The following is an 18737-nucleotide window of genomic DNA, read 5'->3' as shown; positions in this document are numbered from 1 at the left end:
CGGCGTCTCGTTGGTGAAATCAGAAGTGAGCATAACCGCTGAGGCTGACTCGCGCAGTCAAGCAGTTGCAACTTAGGACAACCGCTGTCGCGAGCAAGCTCACTCCTACAACCGATCGCATCTTATGCATCCGTGCATACCTGCATGCGTGTGTGCATGGGTACTGCTATCCTCGCCGCCATGAAAAAACATCTCCCCCTCAGCCTGATTGCCGCCCTCGGTGAAAACCGGGTCATCGGCGTCGACAATTCCATGCCCTGGCATTTGCCGGGGGATTTCAAATATTTCAAGGCCTCCACGCTGGGCAAGCCGATCATCATGGGGCGCAAGACCTGGGATTCGCTGGGCCGTCCGTTGCCAGGCCGGTTGAACATCGTGGTGACTCGCCAGGCGGACCTTCAATTGGAAGGCGCCGAAGTGTTTACCTCACTGGACGCCGCCGTTGAGCGTGCCGAAGCGTGGGCGACCGAGCAGGGTGTGAGCGAAGTCATGTTGATTGGCGGCGCGCAACTGTATGAGCAAGGGCTGGCGCAGGCAGATCGTCTATACCTGACTCGCGTGGCATTGAGCCCTGAAGGGGATGCGTGGTTCCCCGAGTTCGATCAGGCGCAGTGGCAGTTGGTTTCCAACACTGAGAACCCGGCGGTGGATGACAAGCCTGCGTACAGCTTTGAGGTGTGGGAGCGAAGGTAGAACAAATCCTGCGCCTGCCCCTCATCCAAACTGTGGGAGCGAATTCATTCGCGAAAAATGGATCAGGCGACAAAGATGTGCCTACCTGCACGCCGATTCGCGAATGAATGAGCTCACAGGTTTACGTCGCCAACGCCACAGGCTTGTAACAAATATGTCGCTTTTGCGTCATCTGTCGTGATCGGCAATGAACATGACGCCATCAGAACGCGCACCGTCGCTGACGCATTAAAACAGTCATTACTTTTTGTTACGGTCCAGCCTCGAATTTATAAAGGGGAGGATACCGTTATGAAGCTCGCACCAAAATTGTTGGCCGTTGCGGTCTGTCTGGGCCTTGCCGGTCAGGCGTTTTCGACGGAATTGAAGCACTGGCCGGAGCCTGCGGCCAAACAGCTGGATGCCATGATCGCGGCGAATGCCAACAAGGGTAATTTCGCGGTGTTCGACATGGACAACACCAGCTACCGCTACGACCTGGAAGAGTCGCTGCTGCCGTATCTGGAAAACAAAGGTCTGCTGACCCGCGAAAAGCTCGATCCTTCCCTCAAGCTGATCCCGTTCAAGGACACCGCTGAACACAAGGAAAGCCTGTTCAGCTACTACTATCGCCTCTGCGAAATCGACGACATGGTCTGCTATCCATGGGTCGCGCAGGTGTTCTCCGGCTTCACGCTCAAAGAGCTCAAAGGCTACGTCGATGAGCTGATGGCCTCGGGCAAGCCGGTACCGAGCACCTATTACGAAGGCGATGTGGTCAAGACCATAGAAGTGCAGCCGCCGAAGGTCTTCACGGGCCAGGCCGAGCTGTACAACAAGCTGATGGAGAACGGCATCGAGGTCTACGTGATGACCGCTGCGTCCGAGGAACTGGTGCGCATGGTCGCGGCCGATCCCAAGTACGGCTATAACGTCAAACCGCAGAACGTCATCGGCGTGACCACGCTGCTGAAAAACCGCGAGACCGGCGAGCTGACCACCGCACGCAAGCAGATCACGGCAGGCAAGTACGACGAAAAGGCCAACCTCAATCTTGAGCTGACGCCTTATCTGTGGACCCCCGCGACCTGGATGGCGGGCAAGCAGGCGGCGATCCTGACCTACATCGATCAATGGAAAAACCCCGTGCTGGTGGGTGGCGACACCCCGAGCAGCGACGGCTACATGCTGTTTCACAGCGTCGATGTGGCCAAGGGCGGCGTGCACTTGTGGGTCAACCGCAAGGACAAATACATGACCCAGCTCAACGGCATGATGAAGTCCAACGCCGAGGCACAGGCCAAGGAAGGGTTGCCCGTAACGGCGGACAAGAACTGGGTGATCGTCAAGCCGGATGAGATTCAGTAATCAAAGGCGTAGGTGCCGCAGCCTGACTGCGGCATTGAGGCACATAAAGAACCTGTAGGAGTGAGCTTGCTCGCGATAGCGTTGTGCCAATCATTGTATTTGAACCTGATACACCACCATCGCGAGCAAGCTCACTCCTACAGGTCATGTGCCGAGCATGAAACCGTGCAAAACAAAAACCCGGCATCGCTGCCGGGTTTTTTCATTCGCAACGTCAGGCGCCGATCACGGCACCAGCTTGTCCAGCAGCGCCTTGTCACGCACGGCGCCTTTGTCGGCACTGGTCGCCAGTAGGGCGTAGGCCTTGAGGGCGGTGGTCACTTTGCGCGGACGCGCTTCGACCGGTTTCCAGCCTTTCTTATCTTGCTCGGCACGACGGGACGCCATTTCTTCGTCGGAGATCAACAGATTGATCCCACGGTTCGGGATGTCGATCAGCACTTTGTCGCCATCACGCACCAGACCAATCGCGCCACCCGCCGCCGCTTCCGGCGAAGCGTGGCCGATGGACAGACCGGAAGTCCCGCCAGAGAAACGGCCGTCGGTCAGCAGTGCACAGGCTTTGCCCAGGCCTTTGGATTTCAGGTAGGACGTCGGGTACAGCATTTCCTGCATGCCCGGGCCGCCTTTCGGGCCTTCGTAACGGATGATCACGATGTCGCCAGCCTTCACTTCGTCGGCGAGGATGCCGCGCACGGCGCTGTCCTGGCTTTCGAAAATCTTCGCGTTGCCTTCGAACACGTGGATCGACTCATCCACACCGGCGGTTTTCACCACGCAGCCGTCCAGCGCGATGTTGCCGTACAGCACAGCCAGGCCGCCTTCTTGCGAGTAGGCGTGCTCAACACTGCGGATGCAGCCGTTCTCGCGGTCGTCGTCCAGCGTGTCCCAACGGGTCGACTGGCTGAACGCGGTTTGCGTCGGGATGCCAGCAGGACCGGCCTTGAAGAAGTGATGGACCGCTTCGTCGTCGGTCTGGGTGATGTCCCACTTGGCGATGGCTTCTTCCATCGACTTGGAGTGCACGGTCGGCAGGTCGGTGTGCAGCAGTCCGCCACGGGCCAGCGAACCCAGGATGCTGAAAATACCGCCAGCGCGATGCACGTCTTCCATGTGGTACTTCTGGATGTTCGGCGCCACTTTGCACAGTTGCGGCACTTTGCGCGACAGGCGATCGATGTCGCGCAGGTCGAAGGCGATTTCGGCTTCTTGAGCGGCGGCCAGCAAGTGCAGGATGGTGTTCGTCGAGCCCCCCATCGCGATGTCCAGCGTCATGGCGTTTTCGAACGCTTTGAAGTTGGCGATGTTGCGCGGCAGTACCGAGTCATCGTTGTCGCGGTAGTAGGTTTTGCACAGCTCGACGATGGTGCGGCCAGCCTGCAGGAACAGCTGCTCGCGGTCGCTGTGAGTGGCCAGGGTCGAACCGTTGCCTGGCAGGGCGAGGCCCAGGGCTTCGGTCAGGCAGTTCATCGAGTTGGCGGTGAACATGCCGGAGCACGAACCGCAGGTCGGGCACGCACTGCGCTCGTATTCGGCGACTTTCTCGTCGGAGGCGCTGGAGTCGGCGGCGATGACCATCGCGTCAACCAGGTCCAGACCGTGGCTGGCGAGTTTGGTCTTGCCAGCTTCCATCGGGCCGCCGGACACGAAGATCACCGGGATATTCAGCCGCAGGGCAGCCATCAGCATGCCGGGGGTGATCTTGTCGCAGTTCGAGATGCAGACAATGGCGTCGGCGCAGTGGGCGTTGACCATGTACTCGACCGAGTCGGCGATGATCTCGCGGCTTGGCAGCGAATACAGCATGCCGTCGTGGCCCATGGCAATGCCGTCATCGACCGCGATGGTGTTGAATTCCTTGGCCACGCCGCCGGCTTTCTCGATCTCGCGGGCAACCAGTTGACCCAGGTCTTTCAGGTGCACGTGGCCCGGAACGAACTGGGTGAAGGAGTTGGCGATGGCGATGATCGGTTTCTTGAAGTCTTCGTCTTTCATCCCCGTCGCACGCCACAAGGCACGCGCGCCGGCCATGTTGCGGCCGTGGGTAGACGTTTTCGAGCGGTAATCAGGCATTGGAGCACTCCGGGCGGCTAATCAGGTTCAGTAAGGGAGTGAGCTTCTCTTGGTCCATTGCAACGGCGACAGGTCGCTGCCGTTACGGATGAGGTCGGCGACGTCACAGGATCACTGCGCGCTCGACCGGAGCTCATAAACCCGCCGGGGGATGATTGGCGATGAATAGGGCGATTCTACACCTGTGAGGGCGTGAGGGAATGGGCAAGCGTTGCCTGGTAGGTGTGAGAGCGTAGGGCGTGGCTTGCCCCGCGATAGGCTGCGCAGCAGCCTCAGATCCAGATGGCATCCCACAGGGGGTAGTCATGGACTCGCTTTACAAGCCCTGCTCTGATCGGGTTCGCGATGATATACCGGGCGATAGCCAAGAGATTCTCCTCCTTCCTCACGGCCCGATCGTGATAACCCTTCTGCCAGAGGCGGTGCTGATTTCCGGTTGCAACGTTAAATGCCCGCACCGTTCGTGACTTGGCTTTGCACATCAAAATAGGCAATGAAGCGGTCTGGAGCTCTATCAGCCAATGGAAGTGATCAGGCATGACCACCCATGCAAGAGACCGTGCGGCGCCTTCGTCTTCTGCCTGACGAAACGCGTTCACTAGCAGTCGTCCCTTTCTCCAGTCGCCGAAGAACGGTATGCGATTGCGCGTAACACTGGTTAAAAGATAAATGCGGCCGCTCTCAGAGAAGCGCCCTAGGCGGAGCCGACAGGTACCCGACGTCGTGTCATCCAAAGCATTGCCCCATTAATAAATGTTGAGGACAACGTTAGAAGCTGACAGCGCTTAAGGCCGCCAGATTATGTTTCAGAAAATCGCAGACCTGTAGGAGCGTGGCTTGTCCCGCGATCTGCCGGGGGCCGGCAGTAAAATCAGGCGATTGCGGTGTTTCAGGAGAATCGCGGGATCCGGGATTGCTGTTGCTGCGCAACAGATCGCGGGACAAGCCACGCTCCTACAAGAGATGGCGTCCCGCGTATCGCCGCTTAGCTGTTCGGCAACAACCGGCAGGTGATGCTCTTGATATACCGCGTTTCCGGGATCGCCGGGTGGACCGGGTGATCCGGGCCTTGGCCGCCGCGTTCCAGCAGCTGGATGTTGCGGTCAAGGTGGCGGGCGCTGGTCAGAAGGATGTTCTGCAGGTCGTCTTCCGGCAGGTGCATCGAACAGGAGGCGCTGACGAGGATGCCGTCTTTGCTGAGCAGGCGCATGGCCTGTTCGTTCAGGCGGCGGTAGGCGCCTTCGCCGTTTTTGAGGTCTTTCTTGCGTTTGATGAAGGCGGGCGGGTCGGCCACGATCACGTCGAAGCGCTCTTCAGCGTTTTTCAGCTCTTTAAGGGCTTCGAACACATCGCCTTCGATGCAGGTGACTTTCTCGGCAAAGCCGTTCAAGCCAGCGTTGCGCTCAACGCCATCGAGGGCGAAGCCCGACGCGTCGACGCAAAACACTTCGCTGGCGCCGAACGCACCCGCTTGCACGCCCCAGCCGCCGATGTAACTGAACAAATCCAGCACGCGCTTGCCTTTGACGTACGGCGCCAGGCGCGCGCGGTTCATGCGGTGGTCGTAGAACCAGCCGGTTTTCTGGCCTTCCATCACCGGCGCTTCGAATTTCACGCCGTTTTCTTCCAGCGCGACCCACTCCGGTACCAGCCCGAACGCCGTTTCCACATAGCGGTTCAGGCCTTCGGCGTCACGGGCGGCCGAGTCGTTTTTCAGCAGAATGCCGCTTGGCTTGATCACTTGAATCAGCGCAGCCAGCACGTCGTCCTTGTGTTGCTCCATGGTGGCCGATGCCAATTGCACCACCAGAATGTCGCCGAAACGGTCAACCACCAAGCCTGGCAGCAGGTCGGAGTCGCCGTAGACCAAGCGATAGAACGGCTTGTCGAACAGGCGCTCGCGCAGGGACAGGCAGACGTTCAGGCGGTGCACCAGCAGGGATTTATCCAGTGGCAACTTGATATCGCGAGACAGCAGTCGCGCGCAGATCAGGTTGTTCGGGCTCATGGCCACGATGCCGAGCGGCTTGCCGCCTGCCGCCTCAAGAATGGCTTGAGCGCCTGGAGCGAAGCCATTGAGCGGGGTGGCGGCAACGTCGATCTCGTTGCTGTAAATCCACAAATGACCGGCGCGCAGGCGACGGTCGGCGTTGGGCTTGAGGCGCAAGCTAGGCAGGGACATGACGTCGCTCCGGGGAAAAAAGAGCGGGATTATACCGCTGCGCGCTCGCTCGGGTGAATTTACCTGTAGGCGGTCTGTCGGGACCAAAGAGTGTTTCAGCGGTTGTCGAAGCATGGGCGGTAAGGGTTAGAATCGCCCCCTGACCTTGAGTGTGTACTTATGTCCCAAGAGCTTACTTCCGAGCAGATTCAGCAGGCGTTGCAAGGCATCAGCGTGCCGCCCCAGCCGCAAATCATGGTCGATTTGCAGATGGAGCAGTACATGCCCGACCCTGATCTGGGTGTGATCGCCCGGTTGATCGCACAGGACCCGGGGCTTTCCGGCGCCTTGCTTAAGATCGTCAACTCCCCTCACTACGGTCTCGCGAACAAAATCGCGTCGATTCAGCGTGCAGTGAACCTGCTGGGCAGCCGCTCGGTGATCAACCTGATCAACGCGCAGTCGATCAAGGGCGAGATGACCGACGAGACGATCGTGGTGCTCAATCGTTTCTGGGACACCGCCCAAGACGTTGCGATGACCAGTCTGACGCTGGCCAAGCGAATCGGCTCGCAAACTGTGGACGAATCCTACGCGCTCGGTCTGTTTCACGACTGCGGTGTGCCACTGATGCTCAAGCGCTTCCCCGAGTACATGAATGTGCTGGAAGAGGCTTACGCCAAGGCGGGGCCGGACCGGCGCGTGGTGGATACGGAAAATCACATTCTCAACACGAACCATGCGGTTGTCGGCTATTTCACGGCCAAATCCTGGCGTTTACCTGAACATGTGAGCAATGCCATCGCTAACCACCACAATGCATTGGCGATTTTCCAGGAAGAGTCGGGCCGTAACGCGCCGCTGAAGAACCTGCTGGCGATCCTGAAAATGGCCGAACACATTTGCTCATCGCATCGGGTGTTGGGTAATCAGGCGGTGGACCATGAGTGGAACAGCATTGGTCACCTGGTTCTGGATTACGTTGGCCTGTCCGACTACGACTTCGAAAACCTCAAAGAAAGTATCCGAGAACTGAGCGCACACTGAGTTTGCGCGCTCGCGTTTCACCCGCTATCGAGCCGCCCCATGCCTGAATTACCTGAAGTCGAAACCACTCGTCGGGGCATCGCGCCCCATCTCGAAGGCCAGCGCGTCAGCCGCGTGATCGTGCGTGATCGCCGCCTGCGCTGGCCGATTCCGGAAGACCTGGACGTACGGTTGTCTGGCCAGAAGATCGTGGTGGTCGAGCGACGCGCCAAATACCTGCTGATCCAGGCCGAAGTCGGCACGTTGATCAGCCATTTGGGCATGTCCGGGAATTTGCGGCTGGTCGAGGCGGGGTTGCCTGCCCTCAAGCATGAGCATGTGGACATCGAGCTGGAGTCGGGGCTGGCGCTGCGTTACACCGACCCGCGGCGTTTCGGCGCGATGCTGTGGAGCCTCGACCCACACAACCATGAGTTGTTGATTCGGCTGGGGCCTGAGCCGTTGACCGATCTGTTCGACGGGCTGCGGTTGTATGAGCTGTCGCGTGGCCGTTCGATGGCGGTCAAGCCGTTCATCATGGATAACGCCGTAGTGGTGGGCGTGGGGAATATCTATGCGACCGAAGCCTTGTTTGCGGCGGGCATCGATCCGCGCCGTGAGGCCAAGAGTATTTCAAAGGCCCGCTATATAAAGCTGGCGATTGAGATCAAGCGCATTCTCGCGGCGGCCATCGAACGCGGCGGCACCACGCTGCGGGACTTCATTGGCGGCGATGGGCAGCCGGGGTATTTCCAGCAGGAGTTGTTCGCCTATGGCCGAGGCGAGGAGCCGTGCAAGGTCTGCGGGACGATCATGCGCGAGGTGAAGCTGGGGCAACGGGCGAGCGTGTTTTGCCCGAAATGTCAGAAGTAAAACGAGACGGAATTTGTGGGCAGGGTCTGCATGGCCCCCTTGCTTAACCCCAATCCCTGTTTATAGTGAGCAGCATCACTTTTCCGCTGTGCCTGAAGGATCACGCCATGAGCCCGTTTCGCATTCTCGCTGCCACCCTGGCCTTGTTTTTCGGCTTGCAGATGACCCCGGCGATGGCGCAGGTCGAAGCCTCAGGCAGCGGCGACCCCGTTTATGAAATCCAGAACCCACCGGCGTACGCCATGATCGGCGACCTGTTGATTGCCCGCCCGCTGCTGATCGTCGCCACGGTCGCGGGTGCGGCGCTGTTTGTCGTGGCCTCGCCATTCGCGGCGGCAGGCGGCAATTTGGGTGCCACCGGCAAGGCTCTCGTGGTCGATCCCGGCAAGGCCGCCTTCGTTCGCTGCCTCGGCTGCACCACCAGCGGCTACGGCAAACACGACTGATCCGCGCAGGTCCGAACCAGACTCAGCGGTGCATCGGGCCTGAAAATCGCTGAAATCCCTACGCCGCGAGGATCGCTCGCGGCTTCGACGTTGGCGCTGTTCTTGTGCCACAGCAGCACTTGCTGGTTACCGAAATCGCGCTTCGTTTCCCTGAGCTTGTAGCCTCGTTCGCGCAGGTCACTCAATTCTTCGGCGGTAAACGCCCCCGGCTCGTACTCCATCACATCCGGCATGTACTGATGGTGGTAACGCGGCGCCGACACCCATTGGGCCACTGGCCGGTCGTCCAGGTATTCCAGCATCGACAGCAGCACAATGCTCGGGATCCGGCTTCCTCCCGGAGTGCCGAAAGCGGTGAAGGTATGCGGGCTTTCGATGAAACTGGGGCTCATGCTCGACAGCGGCCGTTTGCCCGGTTCGATGATGTTGGCCTGACTGCCCACCAATCCGTACGTGTTGCTGCCTTTGGGATCGACAGCGAAATCGTCCATTTCGTCGTTGAGGATCACGCCGGTGCCGGGCACCGTAAACGTCGAGCCGAACGGAAGGTTCAGAGACAGCGTTGCCGCAACGGCATTGCCTTCGTCGTCGAGCACTGAGAAATGGCTGGTGTTGTCGCCTTCCCGCCAGCGGGGCGCCGGTGGCAACGCAGTGTTCGGCGTCGCCATGTGAGGGTCAACGCTGGTCGAGAGCTGGAGCAGATAATCAGGCGCCAGCACTTGGGCAATGGGATTGGGTACAAAGTCGGGGTCGCCAAACAACACCCGATCACGGTAAGCGCGGCGCAACACTTCGACGACGTAATGGGCGCGTTGCACCTTTTCGGATTCGCGCCACGGCAGCTGTTGCAGCATGTACAGGCTCTGCGCCAGCGCGATGCCGCCCGCCGATGGGGGCGGGGCGCTGATCAATTCGCGCTGATCCGCCAGTTGAAAGCGTAGCGGCGTGCGGGTGACGACGTCGTACTCTTCGAAGTCGTGGTAATTCCAGATTCCGCCTGCCGCCCGATTGCCATTGACCATCGATTGCGCCGTCAGACCGCTGTAGAAACCAGCGCGGCCTTTATCAGCCAGGCGGTCGAGAGTTTGGGCCAATTCCGGTTGCTTGATGACTTCGCCCAGGTCCGGCACATCGTTGTTGCGCAAGAACAACCGGGCGCTCTCTTTGTTGGCCCGCAACGCGAAGAGTCGCCAACTGGCGCGTTCACGATAGATCTCATCCACCTTGAACCCGCGATAGGCGATGCGAATGGCGGGTGCCATGGAAATGCTGAGGGGCAGTCGCCCATAACGTTCTGCGAGTTCGACCAGCGCGGCGGGCAAACCCGGAATGGCAGCCGCCAGCGGGCCGTTCAGGGACAAGTCCGGCTGCACGATGCCGTTGCGGGTGAACATCTTGAGTCTGGACTTCAAGGGCGCTTTTTCTCGCGCATCGAGAAACTGGTACTGCACCGGCTCTCCGGCCTGGCGGAGCAAAAAGAAACCGCCGCCCCCCAATCCAGAACCGTAAGGCTCAACCACGGCGAGGGTGGCGCTGATGGCAACGGCGGCGTCGAACGCGTTGCCGCCATCGACCAGGATTTCTCGGCCGGCGGCGGTGGCGATGGGGTGTGGGCTGGCAATGGCGGCCTGCCGGGGATGGTCAGGGCTGCCGTGAGCCGAGAGGGCGCACAGAAAAAGTGTGGCGCCAAACGAGGACGGTATCCACGTAAGCTTCAATGTCATGCGTATCTCGCTCGCTCAGGTCAACAGGCATTACAGCCAGTGTCTTCGGCGAAAGCGCGTATGCCGACAGGATATGCCTTCGTTTATGCCTTGCTGGTAATCAACTGGTACTTGGCCATCAGCTCGTCTTTGCTCTCGACGTGGTTTTCATCCAGTGGGATGCAATCCACGGGGCAAACTTGCTGGCACTGCGGCTCGTCATAGTGGCCAACACATTCGGTGCACAGGTTCGGGTTGATCACGTAGATCTCTTCACCCTGGGAAATCGCTTCGTTCGGGCACTCGGGTTCGCAGACGTCGCAATTGATGCAATCGTCGGTGATGATCAGGGACATGGAAACTCCAGCCGCGGCCAATGCCGGGGCATAACTAAACTAATGCGGCGAATTGTGCCGCATTAGCGCTCGGTATGCACCTGAACATAACTCACGTACCCGGCTGAAACCTCTCCTTGAGCGCCTGGGCGACAGCCGGATGCACGAACTTGGTGATGTCTCCCCCCAATGCAGCAATTTCCCTGACCAGCGTAGATGAAATGAACGAATAGCGTTCGGACGGCGTGAGAAAAAGACTCTCGACGTCCGGCGCAAGTTGTTTGTTCATGTTCGCCAGCTGGAATTCATATTCAAAATCGGAGACAGCACGCAGGCCACGCAGCAGGATGTTGGCGTTCTGTTCCTGGGCGAAATGCGCCAGCAGGGTCGAGAAACCCACCACTTCGACGTTGTGCAGGTGCTTGGTCGCCTCGCGCGCAAGCTCGACGCGTTGCTCCAGCGAAAACAGCGGGTTTTTCTTGGGGCTGGCGGCTATGGCAATGACCACTTGGTCGAACATGCGCGATGCGCGCTCGACCAGATCGCCATGACCCTTGGTGATAGGGTCGAAGGTGCCTGGGTACAACACTCGGTTCATCGCGTCGTCCTGGTCGGAGTCCGAAGGGATTCGGATGGTAGCGCAGCGGGGCGAGGCGGCCAAGTCGCGGGCGTTTCCACAGGAATCGCGGGCGTGCCGACATTCCGCGACGCCACCAACCCCGTGCATGGCTGCGGCCTACCGAATGAACAGCTTGTGGATCAATTTCTGAATCGCTTTCCCGTAAGGCGGATAAATCAGCCGTGCTGCGTTGAAACGCTGTTTGATGAACACGCCCTTGGCCTTGCTGAATGTCAGAAAACCTTCGTGGCCGTGGTAATGGCCCATGCCGGAGGGGCCTATACCACCGAAAGGCAAATCGTCCTGCGCGACGTGGAGCAGCGTGTCGTTCAGACAGACTCCGCCGGAATGTGTCTGCTCCAGCACCCGATTCTGCTCGGCCTTGTCGTACCCAAAGTAGTAAAGGGCCAGCGGCCGAGGCCGGCGATTGATGTAGTCGAACGCTTGTTCGATGCGCTCATACGGCACGATGGGCAGCAAAGGGCCGAAGATCTCGTCCTGCATCACCCGCATGTCGTCGTTGACGTCGAGCAGCAGACTGAAAGGCATACGTCGCCCTTGGCCCTGCTCATACAACGAGATGATCTGCGCACCTCTGCTGCTGGCGTCGGCGATGTAACCGTTCAGCCGTGCCATTTGCCGTGGATTAATAATGGCGGTGTAGTCCGGATTGTCCGCCAGTGTCGGATAAAACCGTTTGACGGCCTCACGGTAGGCGCCGACGAACTCATCGATCCGGTTCGCGGGTACCAGCACGTAGTCAGGCGCCACGCAGGTCTGTCCGGCGTTCATGGTCTTGCCAAACGCGATTCGCTCGGCGGCGTCCATGATCGGCACGTCCTGCGAAACGATGGCCGGAGACTTCCCGCCCAGTTCCAGCGTAACGGGCGTCAGGTTTTCAGCGGCGGCGCGCATCACGTGCCGTCCAATGCTAGTGGCGCCGGTGAACAATAAATGATCAAAAGGCAGCTTCGAAAACGCTATCCCCACCTCGGCTTCCCCCAGAACCACGGCCACCAGATCCTCTGGAAAAATCCTGGCGAACAGCGTTTTGAGCAGTTCCCCGGTCGCAGGCGTTGACTCGCTCAGCTTGAGCATCACCCGATTACCTGCCGCCAGCGCGCCGACCAAGGGGCCAATGGCCAGATACAACGGATAGTTCCACGGGACGATGACACCGACGACGCCCAGCGGCTGATAGATGACTTTTGCTGACGCGGGCTGAAACGCCATGCCGACGCTGCGTCGAGACGTGCGCATCCACTTCTTCACGTGGCGGCGCGCGTAGCGGATGTTGTGGAGGCTCGGCATCAACTCGGCGAGCAGCGTTTCATCAGCGCTGCGATGGCTGAAATCCGTGCTGATCGCCTCAATCAACGCCTGGCGTTCGTCGCTTAGCAATTGATGCAGGCTGTCGAGCCATTGCAGGCGCTGCCCGGCAATTGGCATGGGATTGGCCGCAAAGGCCTGACGTTGCAGGTCGAACAGGCGTTCGAGCGTATCAGGCGGTGTGGATGCCGCCTTGAGCGTTGGCCATTGCACGGATTCGACAGGCATTGCTGCGGTTCCTTTTGAAGTTATAGAGTGTTTCTAGAGTTTTGACTCTATAAAGTCAAATGGCTTGCAGACCTCATCTGCTTTACTGTCCTGGGCCTCCAGGCAAATGATGCTGAAGCCACGCTTTCACTTGGCTCACATCAAGGTGATAGCCCTTGTAATACAGTTCGCGGGAGTCGCGGGCGCCGGTCGGGTAAGTGATGAACTCCATGTCCACGCCGACGATGCTCGCCAGATTGGAGAAGCACGACAGATTCCCATATTCCTCGGCCATCCAGCACAGCGCCTGAGCGCCATTCGAAGCAAACATTATGTTCGTCCATGCCGCGCCTGTCGGGCCGATGATCATCTCGGCATTGGCCATGACCGCGACCTGATGGCTGACGTCCAGTTCTTCCATGTGGACGCTGGTGAAGCCGTAGGGTTGAACCAAATTAATGATTTCAGCCTGGTTAAAACGGCGTAAGAAGCCTTTGCGTGCCAGAAACACCCGTTTCGGCAAAGAGCCGGGGTCGATGTCCTGCGTCAAGCTGCGCCCATGTCGGCGTAGAAAATAAACCGACTCTGGTCGCGCGAAGTTGCTGTCGGTCAAATTCCCTCCCGAATTCTTGAAGTTGGGAATCATGTTGTTGGGCGCATTGATGAACAACAAGTCATCCACTGTGTATACCGGCAGGGTGTCGAGATAGACGAAAGGTCTATCAATACCGAAACTGTCAATCAGCGCACGGATGGATGGAATGGTCTGACTGCGTCTGGAAATCAGAATAGGGTAATCCGCAAACTGCTCAGGCAACGTTGCCACGAACTGTAACTGGGAGAGGGTTTCCATCACCCAGTGGTAATAATTCGTTTCGCTACCACAGTTGATCAAAATGCCCTTTTCAATGTGCACAGGCACGTCAGCACGCGCCACCAACACCAGACGTTTACCGTGGTGAACGATATGGGCAACGCTGTAGTCGGCGTTACGCGCTTTGACTGTCGTAACGCGTTCGATGACGACGCGCCCGTCGGGCAAAATGACGGAGCGTGACACGGAGCCCACCTGACCTTGGCGCATGCGGTGAAGCGCAATTTCTGGATACGTGACGGGCGTGGGCTGAATGTGCTGGCCGATGAAACGTGGACCCTGGACCTCGCCCGAGATTGCGGGGCGGAGCACATGAACCTTGAACTCATCGGTCTCATCCAGCCACTGTAAACGCACCCGCTTGAGCGCGCGTTGCTGCCCTGACTGGGTCCGCGAAAACAGTGAAAATGCCAGATCGGAGATCCATCCTTCGCGCCAGCAGATCAACTCCAGAAGGTGCACCGACAGCGCGTTGCCGAGCCGTTGTACCGGTGAAGAACGTTGATGGATTTGATGATGGAAAACATCGATCTTCGCTTCGCAAATACCCAACTCAACCAATTGCGGGTATATCTCGCCATGGTAGTCACTGGCGATAATAACGGTATCAAACTCTAGGTTAACCAGTTCACGGGGTGCATAAATAAACTTGCCAAACAGCTGCTGTCCCTGTTTCTGCACGTTGTTATCGACAAAACCTTCAATCTGAAAGCGCCCTCGGCAGGTCTTGTAAAAATTGACGCCGCCAGCCCCCGTTCCAAAAATCAGAATGCGCGCTTTTTTCTTGAATCCGATAGCCATACTTCACCCGTTAACTATGATCGCTCGGATTTGACCAAGGCGTAGTTTGCGATGGGCCACCAACTTGTCAAGTCTCTGAGTGCGTGTATTTGTTGACGTCAAAATAGGTGCGAGCGCCAAGTTCGGATAGTTTCTGTCGAGTTGTCTGTGGGGCATGGTTCACACCTTGATAGGCGTTAACAGTTCTTCGAATTGCGCTGCACTTACGTATTCGGACACCTGTTTGCCCGAGTAATCCCGCGCATAAGGATCGGCGCCGTTTTCCTTCAGCAGAGAGAACGTTTTTCGACAACGACCTGAGAAGTACGCATCTTTCGCGTACATCAACGGTGTCGTTCCTTTGTTATTAGTGCGGTCAGGCGATGCCCCCTTTGCCAGGAGCCAGCGCACGACGTCGTAGGCCCCTGCATAACTGGCGATGATGAGCGGGGTCCAGCCTTTATCGTTGGCGTCGTCGAAGCCAGCGATATTGTTTTCCAAGGCGATGACGGCCTCCAGATTGCCGTTCTCACAGGCTTGGAGCATCTCGGGCAACCGGTCGAAATGGAGCCGAACATCGAAGTCGATGCTGGCTATATCGACATGGTTTTCTGATCGCTCGACGACCGCGCCGGGTTCGCGCGTCGATTTGGTCGGCAAAACACTGGCCGAGGCGATAGGGAAGCCTTCCCACTTGAGCAACTGGTATTCGCGGAAGGTGAAGGCGCGGACCTTGTTAACGCACGCCCACGCGGTGGTGACGGGGCCGATGCCCAGCGTCGAATAATCGATAGAGGCCTTGGAGAAATAGCTTGATCCCGCAGCGGCCTGTGCCTGCGCTTCCACTGAATCGTTCACCAGTCGAGCAAACCATGTGTCGAGCAGCCGGGCAGCGTGTTGATTGAAGGCGAAGTACAAATCCCTGCACGTCCACCATTCGACCAAAGGAAACGTCAGTTGCGCCACGATATCGCCAGTATCGATGCCGGGTTCAAGATAGTGCAGAGTCACCCCCGCTTCCTGTTGGCCGTGAAGTAGCGGCCAGACCGAGGTGTACATGCCCTTGTACGCAGGCAATTGCGAAAAGTGGATGTTGAAGAGATTTGGTACCGAGAATCGCGAGGGCACGACCAGTTGGTCGAACTCCAGAGACAGAAAGGCGGTGCGGGTCGTTTTGTAGGCGTCGTCGAGGGTGATCTCCTGCACGCCGTGGCGCTTGGCAGCGGCACGCAGCGACCGTTGCCACGTATCAACACCACCTTCGTTTCGGTTGCAGACCACCGCCAAAACCTGTGCGGGGAAGTGTTTGAGTGCCAGCTCCAGGCCGTGCACGGCGATGTTGTTCTTACCGGCGATGATGATCACTGTCTGCGTTTCCTCGGCCCGTGACGCGATGGCAAATACTGACGACGAAGGCCACAGCCTGTCCATCAGTAGCGTTTCGTCCGGGCAAGCAGTTGGCAGATATTTTTCCTGGCTCGATTTCATTTAAATCCAGCTCTGCCGATAAGGCTATCAGAGTGTTCGCGGACCGTTTAGCGGGTAGATCATGCAAAGCTGCGTAAAGAATCTGATTGAACAAGGCGCCCACCTGTTTGGTGAAATGCTGAATGTCGAGCAAGTCCAGGCGCTCTACCGCGCCATGGTCGCTGCACGTGCGTTCGATGGCAGCCTGTTCATGGACGAAGCGGAGTATCTGGCCCAGGAAAACCATTTCAACGCCAACCCGACCAAGGCGTTTAATTTTCTGAATCAGTTCGACGAGCAGTTGCAGTTCATCGAGCAGGACACGCGCTTGACGGGCGCGCTCAGCGAGTTGCTGGGCGACGATTATGAAGTGGTGATCAAAAAGGCGGTTTGTGGCGTCCCGGATTCGTGGCTGCCAGACTGGATTCGCGAGCGGATTCGCGACGTGAACGTGGCCAACCTCGGCCCATACATCAAGAAGCCTTACCGCGACATCACCTATTTTCGCGGCATCGATTTTCATCAGGACATCATTGATTGGCCCCAAGGGCGGGTCGAACTGGACCCCTCTACGTTTCTGACGCTGTATGTCTATTTGCATGACGTGACGGAGTACGATTCGCCACTGCACCTGATTCCTGGCTCCCACCAGTTTGGCGCCACGCTGTTTCCGCACAGCCTTGAGCCCTTGGGGGGTGATCAGTGGATGTACGCCGATGACCACGGCAACGCGATCCGCTGCGAGGATCGCACCCTGCTGGGCGGTCCCGGCTATGTCGGGTTGTGGCACAACTGCACCTTGCACGGCACGCGACCCGTTGCGCACGAGTCTGAGCAATTTCGTTTGTCACTGCGTTATTTGGTGGGTAAGTCGAACGGCAATCAAACGAAGACCGCCATTGATGAGATCAACGAGACGCTTCAAGGGGATCTCAAGCCGATGCGCACGCGCCGGGACCTGGACGACAGAGGGGCTGCGCGGATGCGCGGCAATATCATCAATGCGAAAGGTTGAAGCGGCCAGATCCGGAGTTCGACTCTCCGGCAGCCAACTTCGGTACATCAACAGGTTGTCGACAGGCTGCAAGGGATTGCGCGAGTTCGCGAGCAAAACGTTATGAAAATCCAATTCCTGCAGTTGCAGACACATGGCGATGAGCGCGGCTCATTGATCGCACTGGAAGAGGGCAAGAACATCCCCTTCTCGGTCAAGCGTGTCTACTATATGTTCGAAACCGGGGAGGGGGTCCGTCGTGGCTTTCACGCCCACAAGTCGCTGAAACAGGTGGCCGTGGCCGTGCGAGGCTCGTGCCGTTTCATGCTGGATGACGGGACGGAGAAAATCGATATCCGTCTCGATCACCCGCAACAAGGGCTACTGATCGAGTCCTTCATCTGGCGGGAAATGTACGATTTCTCCCCAGACTGCGTGCTGATGGTGCTGGCCGACAATCTCTACGATGAGGCCGATTACGTCAGGGACTACGCCACTTTTCAGCAGATGGTTGCAGACGAGATGGCCCCGGATGCGTATCGACCTTTTTTGACCGCGGCACGAGGCTAGTGAATGGATATCCCGTTTCTCGATTTGAAAGCGGTCAATCATGAATACGCCGACGAGTTGAAAGCGGCTTGCGCCAGGGTCATCGATTCAGGCTGGTACATCGGTGGCGCCGAGTTGGCCCGGTTCGAAAAAGCCTTTGCCGAATACTGTGGTGTCCCCTTCGCTGTCGGCACCGGTAACGGCCTGGACGCGCTGATACTGGTGCTTCGCGCCTGGAAACAACAGGGCAAACTCAAGACCGGGGACGAGGTGCTCGTCCCTGCCAATACGTTCATTGCCACGGTATCTGCGGTGACCGAAACCGGGCTCGTACCCGTGCTGGTCGATATCGACCCCGCCACGCACAACCTCGATTGTGCAGCCGTCGAAGCCGCTATCACTCCTCGAACACGCGTGCTGCTGCCGGTTCATCTCTACGGCCAACTGGCGCCGATGCCAAAGCTCATGGCCCTGGCGGAGCGGCACGGGTTGCTGGTGCTTGAAGACTGCGCCCAAGCGCATGGTGCTCAGTTGAACGGTCGCAAGGCCGGTAACTGGGGGCATGCCGCCGCCTTCAGCTTCTATCCAGGAAAAAACCTCGGCGCGCTCGGGGACGGTGGCGCCGTGGTCACGTCGGATGAAGAGCTGGCACGATTGGTCAGGGCATTGGGTAACTACGGCTCCAGCGTCAAATACCGGCACGACTACCCCGGCGTGAACAGCCGGCTGGACGAAATCCAGGCCGCGATGCTGTCGGTCAAACTGGCTTATCTGGACGCCGATGCCGAGCGTCGTCGGAAAGTGGCCGAGCGCTACCTGCGAGGGGTCAACAACCCGCTGATCACGCTGCCTGGCGTTAGCGAGCGCAACGCTCATGTCTGGCATCTCTTCGTGGTCGAATGCGTTGAGCGCGACGCCCTGCAACAGCATTTGGCGCGGCGTGGTGTTCAGACCGCCATTCACTACCCACTGCCAATTCCTGATCATGCACCGTACAAGACCTTGAAACTGAGCCTTCCCATGGAGAAGGCGCGCTTGCATGAGCGAATTCTGTCGCTGCCGATTTATCCGACACTGACCCAAGGCGAGCAAGAACGGGTCGTGGCGGCGCTCAACGAATTCAAGCGGGAGAACGCGTCCGGACACGTTTGAAGAGTGTGCTCTTCACGCCGGGGGCGTGTGATGTGCTGCCAAGACGCACCGAGTCGCGACCGCATGCGTTAAGATCCAGCACATCACTGTGACAACCACACGTTCGAGT

The 18737-nt window shown here is 58.5% G+C and carries 18 protein-coding genes; 8 read left to right on the top strand and 10 right to left on the bottom strand.

The features are described 5' to 3' along the window. The first annotated feature begins 180 nt into the window (after positions 1 to 180). Together GVN17_RS13665 and GVN17_RS13660 are read left to right on the top strand one after the other, a co-directional pair. Entirely contained in the window at positions 181 to 693 is a 513-nt protein-coding gene (locus GVN17_RS13665; protein ID WP_166595896.1) for a dihydrofolate reductase, read from the top strand. Between the two features lie 291 nt (positions 694 to 984). Continuing rightward, entirely contained in the window at positions 985 to 2040 is a 1056-nt protein-coding gene (locus GVN17_RS13660) for a haloacid dehalogenase-like hydrolase (RefSeq protein ID WP_166595793.1), read from the top strand. A 225-nt stretch (positions 2041 to 2265) separates the two neighbouring features. Here the strand turns inward: GVN17_RS13660 and ilvD are convergent, their stop codons facing one another. The 4 genes from ilvD to GVN17_RS13640 all read right to left on the bottom strand — a co-directional run bounded on the left by ilvD (position 2266) and on the right by GVN17_RS13640 (position 6295). Beyond that, positions 2266 to 4113 (bottom strand): dihydroxy-acid dehydratase, encoded by a 1848-nt coding sequence (gene ilvD / locus GVN17_RS13655; RefSeq protein WP_166595792.1) that lies wholly within the window; start codon positions 4111 to 4113, stop codon positions 2266 to 2268. A 272-nt stretch (positions 4114 to 4385) separates the two neighbouring features. Then, positions 4386 to 4847 carry a transposase gene (locus tag GVN17_RS13650; RefSeq protein WP_166595791.1) on the bottom strand — a complete coding sequence of 154 codons (462 nt, stop codon included), beginning with the start codon at positions 4845 to 4847 and terminating at the stop codon, positions 4386 to 4388. Positions 4848 to 4881: 34 nt separating this feature from the next. Next, positions 4882 to 5058 carry a hypothetical protein gene (locus tag GVN17_RS13645; protein ID WP_166595790.1) on the bottom strand — a complete coding sequence of 59 codons (177 nt, stop codon included), beginning with the start codon at positions 5056 to 5058 and terminating at the stop codon, positions 4882 to 4884. Between the two features lie 40 nt (positions 5059 to 5098). Further along, complete coding sequence (locus GVN17_RS13640; protein WP_166595789.1) at positions 5099 to 6295, bottom strand: class I SAM-dependent rRNA methyltransferase; 1197 nt, start codon at positions 6293 to 6295, stop codon at positions 5099 to 5101. A gap of 213 nt (positions 6296 to 6508) precedes the next feature. Between GVN17_RS13640 and GVN17_RS13635 the strand changes: the two genes are divergently transcribed. From GVN17_RS13635 to GVN17_RS13625, 3 genes are all read left to right on the top strand, one after another. Further along, a complete protein-coding gene (locus tag GVN17_RS13635) occupies positions 6509 to 7321 on the top strand; it encodes an HDOD domain-containing protein (RefSeq protein WP_166595895.1) in 813 nt (270 codons plus the stop codon). 39 nt (positions 7322 to 7360) lie between these two features. Then, positions 7361 to 8173, top strand: a complete 813-nt coding sequence (mutM, locus tag GVN17_RS13630) for a bifunctional DNA-formamidopyrimidine glycosylase/DNA-(apurinic or apyrimidinic site) lyase (RefSeq protein ID WP_166595788.1) — start codon at positions 7361 to 7363, stop codon at positions 8171 to 8173. A 107-nt stretch (positions 8174 to 8280) separates the two neighbouring features. Beyond that, positions 8281 to 8619, top strand: a complete 339-nt coding sequence (locus GVN17_RS13625) for a multidrug transporter (RefSeq protein WP_166595787.1) — start codon at positions 8281 to 8283, stop codon at positions 8617 to 8619. Here GVN17_RS13625 and ggt read toward each other — a convergent pair. The 6 genes from ggt to GVN17_RS13595 form a co-directional block, all read right to left on the bottom strand. Continuing rightward, complete coding sequence (ggt, locus tag GVN17_RS13620; RefSeq protein WP_166595786.1) at positions 8601 to 10343, bottom strand: gamma-glutamyltransferase; 1743 nt, start codon at positions 10341 to 10343, stop codon at positions 8601 to 8603. The two genes, GVN17_RS13625 and ggt, sit on opposite strands and share 19 nt — an antisense overlap. A gap of 83 nt (positions 10344 to 10426) precedes the next feature. Next, entirely contained in the window at positions 10427 to 10678 is a 252-nt protein-coding gene (locus tag GVN17_RS13615; protein WP_074752410.1) for a YfhL family 4Fe-4S dicluster ferredoxin, read from the bottom strand. A gap of 91 nt (positions 10679 to 10769) precedes the next feature. Beyond that, the gene (gene coaD / locus GVN17_RS13610; RefSeq protein WP_166595785.1) at positions 10770 to 11255 is read right to left on the bottom strand and encodes a pantetheine-phosphate adenylyltransferase; all 486 of its coding nucleotides are present in this window, start codon (positions 11253 to 11255) and stop codon (positions 10770 to 10772) included. A 138-nt stretch (positions 11256 to 11393) separates the two neighbouring features. After that, positions 11394 to 12833 (bottom strand): coniferyl aldehyde dehydrogenase, encoded by a 1440-nt coding sequence (locus tag GVN17_RS13605; protein WP_166595784.1) that lies wholly within the window; start codon positions 12831 to 12833, stop codon positions 11394 to 11396. Positions 12834 to 12915: 82 nt separating this feature from the next. Then, the gene (locus tag GVN17_RS13600; RefSeq protein WP_166595783.1) at positions 12916 to 14487 is read right to left on the bottom strand and encodes a glycosyltransferase family 61 protein; all 1572 of its coding nucleotides are present in this window, start codon (positions 14485 to 14487) and stop codon (positions 12916 to 12918) included. Positions 14488 to 14646: 159 nt separating this feature from the next. Next, positions 14647 to 15954 (bottom strand): formyltransferase family protein, encoded by a 1308-nt coding sequence (locus GVN17_RS13595; protein ID WP_256665222.1) that lies wholly within the window; start codon positions 15952 to 15954, stop codon positions 14647 to 14649. A gap of 61 nt (positions 15955 to 16015) precedes the next feature. Here GVN17_RS13595 and GVN17_RS13590 point away from each other — a divergent pair, with 61 nt between their 5' ends. The 3 genes from GVN17_RS13590 (at position 16016) to GVN17_RS13580 (ending at position 18628) form a co-directional block, all read left to right on the top strand. Beyond that, complete coding sequence (locus tag GVN17_RS13590; protein WP_166595782.1) at positions 16016 to 16948, top strand: phytanoyl-CoA dioxygenase family protein; 933 nt, start codon at positions 16016 to 16018, stop codon at positions 16946 to 16948. 102 nt (positions 16949 to 17050) lie between these two features. After that, positions 17051 to 17497 carry an FdtA/QdtA family cupin domain-containing protein gene (locus GVN17_RS13585; RefSeq protein WP_166595781.1) on the top strand — a complete coding sequence of 149 codons (447 nt, stop codon included), beginning with the start codon at positions 17051 to 17053 and terminating at the stop codon, positions 17495 to 17497. A gap of 3 nt (positions 17498 to 17500) precedes the next feature. Then, the gene (locus GVN17_RS13580; RefSeq protein ID WP_166595780.1) at positions 17501 to 18628 is read left to right on the top strand and encodes a DegT/DnrJ/EryC1/StrS aminotransferase family protein; all 1128 of its coding nucleotides are present in this window, start codon (positions 17501 to 17503) and stop codon (positions 18626 to 18628) included. Positions 18629 to 18737: the final 109 nt, after the last annotated feature.

This window comes from Pseudomonas sp. SLFW (assembly GCF_009905615.1).
Lineage (GTDB): Bacteria > Pseudomonadota > Gammaproteobacteria > Pseudomonadales > Pseudomonadaceae > Aquipseudomonas > Aquipseudomonas bambusae.
This window is presented reverse-complemented; position numbering and strand designations above follow the sequence as displayed.